Below are 11,244 nucleotides of genomic sequence, written 5' to 3'. Positions count from 1 at the left end.
ACTAATCAGCTTCAGGATCAACAACACTTGCATTAACCTCAAATAATTTGAATTCCGCCATACTGAAAAAGACAGAACCTGTATTTGTATGGTTTACCGAATAGCGTATATAACGATAGGGCTTGGAATTATCTCCCAAAACAGGAGACATATATGGAGTTGTACTCATCAACATTCCATTCTTAGCCTTTGTGAGATTCTCAATCAACTCAAAATTGACTCCGTCATTGCTACCCATAATATCCACATCATCAGGAATGTTGTTTCCATTGCGTGCCACCGACTCATACTTAAAGTAAGTGATTTCTTTTTTTGTATCTATCTGGAACCAGTGAGGAGACGCAGGAACAGTCCCGCTCCAGGCTGTATGAAAATATGAGCCGGTATTCCCGTCAATAAGATTCGCTATAGGTCCTTCCGAAGCTTCCTGAGCATTCGTCGACAACTGATCCTCGGTCAATGCCAATTGTCTGGACTCTCCAAACACAATTTGCACCTTAGCCGGTTCCGAAACAGCCTTGATTGTCTGGATATTTCCCGCATCACCCGTATCACTATAAGACCGTACCTTAAATTCATATTCTCCGAACTTTTTACGCGTATCCGGAATCAACACACTATCCGCATAAACACTTGCCAGCCTTACCACATCCTGTTCCAATAAATAATCATAATAAGATACCTTTATATATCTGATTGTATTATCATCAGGCGTAACCCAACGAAGCACAATATAACCGGGCTTATCTTGAGTATCGGCACTTAAATCAATCACATCAGAAGGAACAACAGACTTTGTATCTTCGTCACTGCAACCAGCGAACCCAGCCAAGAGTAGAGTGACAACCAATAAAAAAATATTTTTCTTCATAACAGTCATGCTAAAATTTAATTAATAATTAGGATTCTGCACCATATTAGGATTCTTGCTCACCTCTTCAGCCGGAATCGGCAACAAATACTGGCGCGGAGTATCAAAATTGCGCACGTCAGGAAGAGTTTTCACAGTAGCAAATCCATTAATATCCGTAGCATTAATATTCATACCCTTTACCGGCACATTAAAATACTTGTCCCCCAGTTTCCAACGACGAATATCCCAAAAGTTCTGCTGTTCCAGATAAAGCTCTATCATTCTCTCCTGCCTTACAATTTCAGTCAATTTGCCGTTCAGGCCACCATTGCCCGTATAGCTCACTATAGGATTCTTCGCATTCTTCCAGGAATCCTTGACAGAAAGGAGTCCGGCACGCTGGCGCACTTTATCCAATTTCTCCATTCCCTTCTCAAGATAGCCTTCTTTATCATAAGCGATACATGCTTCCGCATAGTTCAGATACAATTCCGCCAGACGAATGACCGGCCATGGATAATCCTTGGAAGGATCTTTCTGCGACTTGGAAGCAGCCACTCCCGGATGAACACCTTTTTTATTCAAGTATCCGGTTTTTGAGTAGTTATTATTTCTACCCTGCTTGCCGCAATTTCCCTGTTCCGTAAAATCCGTCAACCATTTCTTGCCTTCCGCACGCTCGGCTTTCGCTACATAAGCATTCTCCTTAGACTCTGCCTGGCATTCATAATAACCATTCTGAAATGCAATCCAGGCATAAAAACGAGGTTCACGGTCAATATTCATTTTCAAAGTTTGTCCTTCGCCATAAGTAGCATCATCGGGGAACGGAACTACCGTGAACCGATTCTGATAATCAAATTCGGGATCTTCGTCAATCGGAAGTCCGTTTTTCGTATAAAAACGCTCCACCATAGTCAAAGTCGGAGCAACACCATTCCAGGAACCATCACTCAGATAAGGCAAGGATTTAGCTTGCAAGCCATATGCACCCGCTTTACGCGTCTCGGCCATCAACACCTCTTTTGAGTTGTCCTTATCCATAAATGTAAAACGCATCGTACGCTGTGTCAAATCCTGAGGTTCGGGATAGCCGCTCAAATCCCCTTCGTTCATTTCGTATAAACTATGCCCGTTAGACTCAGCCAGATTAATTGCTTCAAGTGCGGCATCCGCAGCCTTTTTCCACTTATTCTCATCATAAGAAAGAGGCATCAACGGACTACCGTCCGTGCCGACAAAGTCACTGTAATATTCCGTATTACCATTGAACAAGGGAGAAGCTGCATAAAGCAACAATCTGGCTTTAAGAGCTTTGGCAGCTACACTGGTTGCAAGACCATACTCCGATCCCGTCCGGGTAGCCGGCAGTCTTCCGGCAGCACTGTCAAACATATCACAAGTCCACTGCACACACTCCTCATAAGAGGTACGTCCCAATAAATTATCTTTTGGAGTATCCAGAACCGGCAATTCCTTCACTAACACGACCGGACCGTAGCATTTAATCAACAGCATATGAAAATAAGCGATCAGAAAATCAGCCTGAGCCACATAACTGTCTATAGTTGCCTGATCAATGCGGGGAACAGAATTTATATTCTGCTTCAACAAATAACATTGGCGGATACCTAGAAACAAATCGTTCCAATAACTGATAATCAAATTTCCTGAAGTATAAACACCTTCGGCAAATTTCACGTACGCTTCCTGGGTAAAAGGACTTATAATCTCATCTCCACTGAAATCCAGGCAATTCTGCACCTTATTAATCTGCGGTATATATCCATAACATGAATACAGAAACCTTTCCGCCGCTTTAGGACTGGAAAAAGCATCTTTATCACTGGCTTTTTCCGCCGGTACCACATCCAGAAAATCACAGGACACCATTACAGTTCCCGCAAACAATGCTAAAAACAGATATTTTATTATATTTTTCATACTATGTAAATTTAATTATTGAAAGTCATTTGGAAACCTACATTAAAGACACGTTGTGTAGGGTATTTCAAGCCGCTTCCGCCTCCCTGTTCCGGATCCCATAAATCAAACTTCGAGAATGTCAACAAGTTGGAACCGCTGACATAGAAACGCATTCTTTTAAATGTATATCCAATTTCCATATTTTTCAGTTTCAAGAACGAACCGTCACGCATCCAATAATCAGATGTACGACCGGAGTTGCCGGGATTCGTATTATTCAGACTGGTCTTACGGGTCAAACGCGGATATTTCGCATCTACATTCTGATTCGTCGGCGACCATCTGTCATCTGCCACAAATTGCAGCACATTACGCAACGAGTTATCACCGAAAGGATGGAATCCACTCATAAACAAAGACGTTTTCGCTACTCCCTGAAAGAAGAATGAAAAGTCCCAGTTTTTGTATTTGAACGAAGGACCGAAACCATATACGATTTCAGGAACCGTAGGATTTCCAATCCATGTCCAGTCGTCCACGTCCACTATATCATCTCCATAGCCATGCATATTCGAAACATTGAGGTATTTGATGTCACCTGCTCCCAGCGTGGAACCCATCTGCTGATTATAACGGTCAATTTCAGCCTCATCTAAAAATAATCCGTTCGACAAATATCCCTGGTTAACATTGGCGCTCTGACCGACTTTCGACTGGAAGGCATATTTAGGAGCTTCATCGTATTTAGTAATTTCATTGTGGGCATAAGTAAACGTTCCCTTGAAATTCATATAGAAATCCTTGCTGAATGCCTTGTTATAATCAATAGAGAAGTCAAGTCCCTGATTTTTCATCTCGGCAAGATTACCAAACACATCGGTCGTTCCGGTTCCCAGATAAGTAGGAATGGTTCCTTTTTTCTGGAATATATCCCTACGAGTCTCACGGAAAATATCGACAACAATGTTCAAGCTGTTCAATAATTGCAAGTCAACACCAAGGTTAATCTTTTCTCCCACCTCCCAAGTGATATTAGTATTTTCATAACGGGTATAAACCGGGCCGCTCAATCCGTAGTTCTGGTCAATACCTGTAGTAAATCCCATACCGGACAGATTAATTGTAGGCATATAAATAAACCTTTCACCGCCAATCTGGTCATTACCGACCAATCCCCATGAGCCGCGTAATTTCATACTGGTAACAACCTTACGCAGAGGTTCAAAGAAACTTTCTTCACTGATATTATATCCCAGCGCTATGGAAGGGAAAAATCCCCAGCGATGTCCCTTCGCAAAATTCTCAGAACCATTATAGCCCATATTGACTTCCGCCATATATTTCCCGTCGTATGCATACGAAAGGCGTCCGGCAAGACCTTGTTTACGTTTGGGCAGCGAGCTGATAAGTCTTTGACTACCTGTATCGCCACTCGGCACATTATTGACAAGCTCGTCCTGATTATAAAGCAACATGGCATTCACATCATGCTTTCCGAATGTACGGTTATAATCAACCATTGCTTCCAGATAAATCCGGCGATCTCCCGCCGTTTCTATGGTATTGTTCAGGTCGGTTGACACTTCGTTACCTACCCTGTTCGTGGTGTAGCTATACGAACCGTCTTCATTCTGTTCATACGACCCCAACAAATATTTATTCCATTCGGCACTATATTTATTGACAGATTTCGACCAGTTCTTGAATGTTCCCAATGCCTTAAACCGAAGCCCCTTGGTCAGAAAGTCTAATTTCTGTTCAAACTCAAGAGCAGCGATAACCGTACTTTCAAATGTATCATTATACCCCGTAGCCAACTGGGCAACCGGATTCCCCTGATAAGCCGTAATCAAACGGTCGGTAGTACCCCATTTCACATGATTGGTCGTTCCGTCCGGTTCATAGTAAACGGGCGCTTCAACCGGACTGGAGTTCATAGCATCTGCAAAAATATCATCAATACCGCGGTTGGGCTCACGCAAATCACGAAGTTGTACGTTCAATCTCACCGACAACTTGGATGTCTTGCCGAGATATGCATTAATATTGTTCTGGAAAGCATAACGCATCACGTCAATATTATTGTTATAAGAGAAAAAGTCCTTAGAACGATTCTTCAGCATACCCGATTCGTGATTGACCGAGATACTTGAGAAATAATCAATCTTCTTTCCTCCGCCACGGATGTTAAAGTTCACTTTCTCATTGAAAGCCACATTATTGAACATCTCGTCATACCAGTTCACATCCGGAAAGACATACGGATTCAGTTTCATACGCGTCCCGTTAATCTTATCCTGACTATACAAAACGTCCGGACTGCCATCATTCTTCACAGCTTCATTGAACAGTTCCATATACGTAGCTCCGTCCACGAACTTAGGAGTCTTGGTAGGTTGGCTGACTTGTCCCTCTACACGGAAATTTATAATCGGCTTGTCCAGATTCTGTCCGGATTTAGTAGTGACGATCATAACCCCGTTTGCACCACGAGTTCCGTACATTGCCGTAGCCGTAGCATCCTTCAAGATGGAAAATCCGTCAATCACTTCCGGATCCAATGCATTCAAATCGGCAGAAGATACCTGTACCCCGTCAATGATAATCAAAGGCGACGTAGCCTGGCTCAAGGTTGAAATTCCCCGAATCCAGAAATCAGAACCGTCCGCTCCGGGACGGCCGGTACGCTGGACAGCAACGACACCCGACAAACGACCGGCAAATGAGTTGGAAAGATTCGTTGAAGGAACCTTCAATTCCGCCGGACGGATAGCCTGCACCGAACCTACCATACTTGCCTTTTTCTGCCCTGTTCCGTAAGCTGTCACCACAACCTCTTCAAGTGCCTGTGCATCCTCCGACAAATCAATGGCAAGCACTTTCCGATTACCAACTTTCACTTCTTTGGTTGTGTATCCCACATACGATACTTTCAGAACATCCTGCGGATTCGCCTGAATCACAAACTTACCGTCAATATCAGTAATAACACCTGTCGTGGTTCCCACAATAGCGACACTCGCTCCAATGATAGCCTCTCCTGTTCGCGCATCGGTAACGACACCCACAATTTCCGTTTTTTTGGCTTGTTGGACAGATTCCGTTTTACTCACTTTCAAAACAACATCATTGCCTTGAATCAGCCAGGTGATTCCGGTATTGGCAAAGACTTCATTTAATACCTTATCAATTGTACCCGAACAATTGACATTTTTCAGTCGAATGTTTTTCAAATCCGCTGCATTATAAAAAAAGACATAATTACTGTTTTTTTCAATAAGCATAATAGCTTCCTTGATAGTAATAGACTGTCCTTTTACCGTAATATGCCCCTGAGCTCCAAGGACCGTTAACGGATAAAAAAGCAAAACCAGCACGATATATTTGAAATATCGTACGCAACTTTGAAAACTGAGTGATTTTCTCATGCTTTAATTAAGTTTGATTAGACATATGGTTAATAAAAAAATAGGCTAGTATAAAATGAACCGGTCATCTACTTTCCGGATATTCAGATTCAAGCTGAAACGAATCTTATTGAGAACATTGTCCAAAGACTCATTATAATGAATACTGCCGCTAAACGAGACTTCATCCCGATGTACTCCCTCCATAAGAATATCAGTATGGTACATCCGGCTCACGATTTGAATCAATTGAGCCAACGGGACATCCTTAAAGTTGTATCTCCCGTTTTCCCAACTGATATTGGCTATATTATCTATTTGTGTTTGTGAATCCATCGAGTTGTAAGTAAGTTTTTGCAAGGGAAGCATTGCCGTTTTTTGGCGGGTAGACGGAATATTAAATTCAATTTCACCTTCGAACAGAGTTACTTCGCTACAATATGCGTCTTCTTGCTTTACCAAAAAGCAAGTTCCTTTCACCTCTATAAATGCATCGTTTATATATACCTGAAATGTGCTGCCCTTATGTTTTTGTACTTCAAACAAGGAATTTCCTTCCAGCCACACCTTTCTGTCTTGCATAAATGCCTTTGCATACCGGATCGAACTGCCCGGCTGCATCCATACTTTCGTGCTGTCGGGCAGCACGTATAACTGATTCTTTTCTGCAATTATTTTAATGTTTTTTTCTACCCCCGTTTCATCCTGTACAGATAAAAACAGCAAACCTCCTATTATCAAGAGAATTGCAACGGCAGCAACCAACGGATGCCATAGTTCTATATGAACTAAAGTGAAATAAGAACAGGAAAAAAGGAAATTGAAGAGTAAATCAAGAAAATTTCCTCTTTTTTCAAATAAAATCGTTATTTATTGTAGGGATAAGCCAAGCTGCGGTGTATTTATATATGTAGCACCAATTAGCGAACAACAAGATTGAAATGGAAACAAATATAGATAAACGAAAAAGATTGATTAAAAGACTTCTGACTGAAGAACTGTTACCGGAAGAAAAGCAATGTCTGCTAAAAAGAAAATCGGTAGAAGAAGAGATGCAAAAACAATGGAAACAGTTTGCAGATGACCCGATTAAGTCCAAGATTAAAAAAAGGATATGGCAGAATATTCAGCATAGATGCGATGGCAAATCCAAAGCTTTAGTTCATATAGAACTTAGGTAATCCACACAACCAATCCCACGACCTATTTACATTCACCACATAAAAATCTGCCCGTAAGAAGGTAAATACTAAAAAAACCTTTTTTTTCAATGAAAGCGTAGGGTTACTGACTAATTAATAGTATTTATGTAAGAAACAAGTATCTAACAAATTACAGAACGTATGAAAACACTCTTATCATTGAAATCGATTTTACCGCTTGCATTATTGTTTTGCGCAACCAGCATTTCTGCAAATAAAATTATCTCAGTTGCCGACTTCGGTTTAAAACCCGACAGCCGTATCAACGCCGTGCCGTTTGTACAGAAAGCAATCGATGCCTGCAAAAAGAATCCCGGCTCCACTCTTGTCTTTCCCAAAGGAAGATACGATTTCTGGGCACAACATGCTATTGAAAAGGAATATCACGAGACAAATACATATGATGTAAACCCCAAGATTCTTGCTGTACTGTTGGACGAAGTCAACGATCTGACGATTGACGGTAACGGCTCGGAATTCATCATGCACGGGCGGATGCAACCATTCACTCTGGATTATTGCCAAAACGTTACACTGAAAAACTTCACCGTTGACTGGGATATTCCTTTAACCGCACAAGGTACTGTCATTGAATCGACACCCGACTTCATGGAAATCGAAATCGACGCCTGCCAATATCCCTACATCATTGAAAACAAGCGGCTTACTTTTGTTGGTGAAGGATGGAAAAGCAGCGTGTGGTCAATCATGCAGTTCGACCCGGAAACCCACTTCGTTTTGCCCAATACAGGTGACAATCTGGGGTGGCGCGGCTATGATGCAATGGAAGTTAGTCGCGGACGTGTCCGCCTGTCCGACCCTAAAAGGGAAGCAAACAAGTTCTATCCTGCAGCAGGCACTATCCTCGTGTTGAGACATAGCACCCGCGACCATGCCGGTATTTTCATTTTCCATAGCACAAACACTAAAATGGAAAACCTGAAATTGTTTCATACCTGCGGTTTAGGCATTCTATCGCAGTATAGCAAGGACATATCTTTCAATGACGTTCATATTATCCCGAACACTTCAAAAGGACGTGTATTAAGCGGACATGATGACGGTTTTCACTTCATGGGATGCAGCGGTCTGCTCAAAATTGAAAATTGCAGTTGGGCAGGACTGATGGACGATCCTATCAACATTCACGGAACCTGTTCACGAATCATGGAAGTCCTCTCCCCTACCCGTATTAAATGTAAATTCATGCAAGATATGAGCGAAGGCATGGAATGGGGACGCCCGGACGAAACCATCGGATTCATAGAACACAATACCATGCGTACGGTAGCCACCGGAAAGATGAATAAGTTCGAAGCGCTCAACAAAGCCGAATTTATCATCGAACTGTCCGCCCCACTCCCTGCCGGAGTAGAAGCGGGATATGTAATAGAAAACCTGACTTGTACTCCGGACGCGGAAATACGCAACTGCCGTTTCGGAAGCTGCCGTGCACGTGGTTTGCTTATATCTACCCCTGGAAAGGTCATTGTCGAAAACAACATATTCGAATCAAGCGGTTCCGCTATCTTAATTGCCGGAGACGCCAATGCCTGGTATGAATCAGGAGCAGTAAAAGATGTGTTGATACGCAACAATGTTTTCCGCTATCCATGCAACTCCTCGCTTTACCAATTCTGTGAAGCCGTAATCAGCATTGATCCGGAAATACCGACACCGGAACAGAAATACCCGTATCATCGCAATATCCGGATTGTAGACAACACTTTCCATCTGTTTGACTATCCGATTCTTTTCGCCCGTTCGGTAGATGGATTGACTTTCTCCAACAATACTCTGATACGCGATACAACCTATCAGCCATATCATTATCGTAAAGAAGGCATCACTCTGGAAGCCTGCAAATCTGTGATTATTTCAAACAACAAGATTGAAGGGGATGTATTAGGGCGTACTGTAAAGTTTGAAAACATGAAATCATCCGATATAAAAATCAGCAAGAATCCATTCTTTCAAAAAATCAAATAATTAAAAGATCAGAGTGGTGCTTTAGGTTACTTGAAGCTATGCTTTTCAGTCTCTAAAGCACCGCTTTCCTTCATTAAAATGAATGTTATCCCATAAACACAATAAACAAAGGCAGATTATCTTTAATAAATTTCAATGCCAACGTAATCTGGCGTTCTATCGCCTTCTCCGTAACTGCACATAGTTCTGCAATCTCCTTATTAGTTAAATGCTGCTCACGACTCATTCTGAAAATACGTTGTCGTTGTGGTGGAAGTTGAGCAATCAATCTATCTATATAGTTTTTCAAGTCAGCCGCATCCAATTCCTCTTCTATATCGTATGACTTCTCAAACCCTTTCAAAGCTGTCATTTTAAAGTTCAACTCATTAAAATACCTGCGTGAATAATTGAAAATGATATTGCGGGTAATGATGAAAAGGAAACCGTCAAAGTTTTTGGTTTCATCAAAAGTATCTCTTGATTCCCAAACCTTTACAAAAACATCTTGTACCACTTCAGAAACCTCAGAAGAAGAAGTTATATAAAGCCGAGCAAAGTTATAGACCTTCAACCAGTAACGATCATATAACAATGCAAAAGCAGCTGTGTCCCCACCTCTCACCTTTTCAAGAATAACTTTCTCTTCCATCTTTTTCTAATTACAATACAAAAATAAGGAAACAATTATTAAACACAACATTTTTTAAGGATTTTATTTCACATATAGCTGTCAATTTCTCTTCAGAAGAAAAAATAGTAATCATTCAAATGGTTCATTATCACTAAGTCCTACAGGAACTTGGTTCTTTTTCTTGCATTCACATCTGTTTTTTACTTTTTTCCATATTTGTTCTTTTATCTCTACATCAACAAGTCTGTTGCCAGATTCATTCCATTGTTTTCTAATTTCTATATCTATCGGTTCCAAGTCAGCAAACTCTTTGCGTTGCTTTTTGGTTAATCTGCCCGATAGCAAGCTTTTGATTAAACTTTTCTTTTCAACCTTATTCATCCTATTTTATCTTGTTGGTTTAAACTTTTGTTTTTACTCTTATACTATTAAATACACAGTACTCCTTTCTAACCCCACATCGACTTTGTAAAAAAGTGAAAGAAAAAATAGAATTAATTTGTAACTAGTTAATAATAAATGGAATACACCTGCTTATTTTTTGAAGAAAAACAATAATACTGGTGGAACTTACTAATGAACGTACAGAAACAAACTAAATTTTGAATATAACTGTCCCTGAACAAATACAGGAAAATTTGATCTTTCGTACTTTCTCTCCCATACATAAAAACGAAAATCCTCTTTCAACCTATCACCACCGCTCTGAAACGTCCTGTTCATCGTGCTTACAGAGCGGTGATAGGTTGTCGGTAACCTATCACCTTCATCTGTCACCTATCACCACCCGATGTAGGCGAAGTCTGTATACAAACAGAAGCCCACATGTAAATAGAAGTTTCCTACCCTGAAACTCCAGTTTCATCAGCTTGAAACTTTAGTTTCATACACTTGAAACTCTTGTTTCCCCCGTTTGAAACTCTAGTTTCCATTGCTTGAAACTTTAGTTTCAAAGGCATGAAACTAAGTGTTCCATTACTTGAAACAAAATGTTGTAGGTTGCATATGCATTATATGGTTTGGGGAAAGCCTAGGGAAGTATAGATGTACGTCAACCGGATGGTGATAGGTGATAGATGAAGGTGATAGGTTACCGACAACCTATCACCATCCTGTAAGTGCGATGAACAGGACGTTTCAGAGCGGCGGTGATAGGTTGAAAGAGGATTTTCATTTTTATGTATGGGGAGAATATGAAAATAAACTATTTCTCTCAATTAACCCGAAACTGAATAAAAATGAATTAAACCTATT

The 11,244-nt window shown here is 41.0% G+C and carries 8 protein-coding genes; 2 read left to right on the top strand and 6 right to left on the bottom strand.

What is annotated here, in order from left to right; translation table 11 throughout:
• Position 1: 1 nt before the first annotated feature.
• Genes AB5443_RS20935 through AB5443_RS20920 form a run of 4 tightly spaced genes read right to left on the bottom strand, consistent with a single transcriptional unit; the run spans position 2 to position 6,909 of the window.
• Positions 2–871, bottom strand: coding sequence for a discoidin domain-containing protein (locus tag AB5443_RS20935; protein WP_368114338.1), 870 nt, complete (start codon positions 869–871; stop codon positions 2–4).
• Between the two features lie 21 nt (positions 872–892).
• On the bottom strand, positions 893–2,797 hold the full coding sequence (locus AB5443_RS20930; RefSeq protein ID WP_368114339.1) for a RagB/SusD family nutrient uptake outer membrane protein: 1,905 nt from the start codon (positions 2,795–2,797) through the stop codon (positions 893–895).
• An 11-nt stretch (positions 2,798–2,808) separates the two neighbouring features.
• Positions 2,809–6,207, bottom strand: coding sequence for a TonB-dependent receptor (locus tag AB5443_RS20925; RefSeq protein WP_368114340.1), 3,399 nt, complete (start codon positions 6,205–6,207; stop codon positions 2,809–2,811).
• 45 nt (positions 6,208–6,252) lie between these two features.
• A complete protein-coding gene (locus tag AB5443_RS20920) occupies positions 6,253–6,909 on the bottom strand; it encodes a FecR family protein (RefSeq protein ID WP_368119637.1) in 657 nt (218 codons plus the stop codon).
• A gap of 218 nt (positions 6,910–7,127) precedes the next feature.
• On the opposite strand from AB5443_RS20920, the gene AB5443_RS20915 reads away from it, so the two are divergent.
• Both AB5443_RS20915 and AB5443_RS20910 read left to right on the top strand, forming a co-directional pair.
• Positions 7,128–7,367 (top strand): hypothetical protein, encoded by a 240-nt coding sequence (locus AB5443_RS20915; RefSeq protein WP_022140436.1) that lies wholly within the window; start codon positions 7,128–7,130, stop codon positions 7,365–7,367.
• Positions 7,368–7,529: 162 nt separating this feature from the next.
• A complete protein-coding gene (locus AB5443_RS20910) occupies positions 7,530–9,377 on the top strand; it encodes a right-handed parallel beta-helix repeat-containing protein (RefSeq protein WP_368114342.1) in 1,848 nt (615 codons plus the stop codon).
• 85 nt (positions 9,378–9,462) lie between these two features.
• Here the strand turns inward: AB5443_RS20910 and AB5443_RS20905 are convergent, their stop codons facing one another.
• Positions 9,463–10,008, bottom strand: a complete 546-nt coding sequence (locus AB5443_RS20905) for an RNA polymerase sigma-70 factor (RefSeq protein WP_333697704.1) — start codon at positions 10,006–10,008, stop codon at positions 9,463–9,465.
• A gap of 111 nt (positions 10,009–10,119) precedes the next feature.
• The gene (locus AB5443_RS20900) at positions 10,120–10,371 is read right to left on the bottom strand and encodes a hypothetical protein (RefSeq protein ID WP_283140065.1); all 252 of its coding nucleotides are present in this window, start codon (positions 10,369–10,371) and stop codon (positions 10,120–10,122) included.
• Positions 10,372–11,244 lie beyond the last annotated feature (873 nt).

The organism is Bacteroides sp. RTP21281st1_H5_RTP21281_210402 (assembly GCF_040918965.1).
Lineage (GTDB): Bacteria > Bacteroidota > Bacteroidia > Bacteroidales > Bacteroidaceae > Bacteroides > Bacteroides congonensis.
This window is presented reverse-complemented; position numbering and strand designations above follow the sequence as displayed.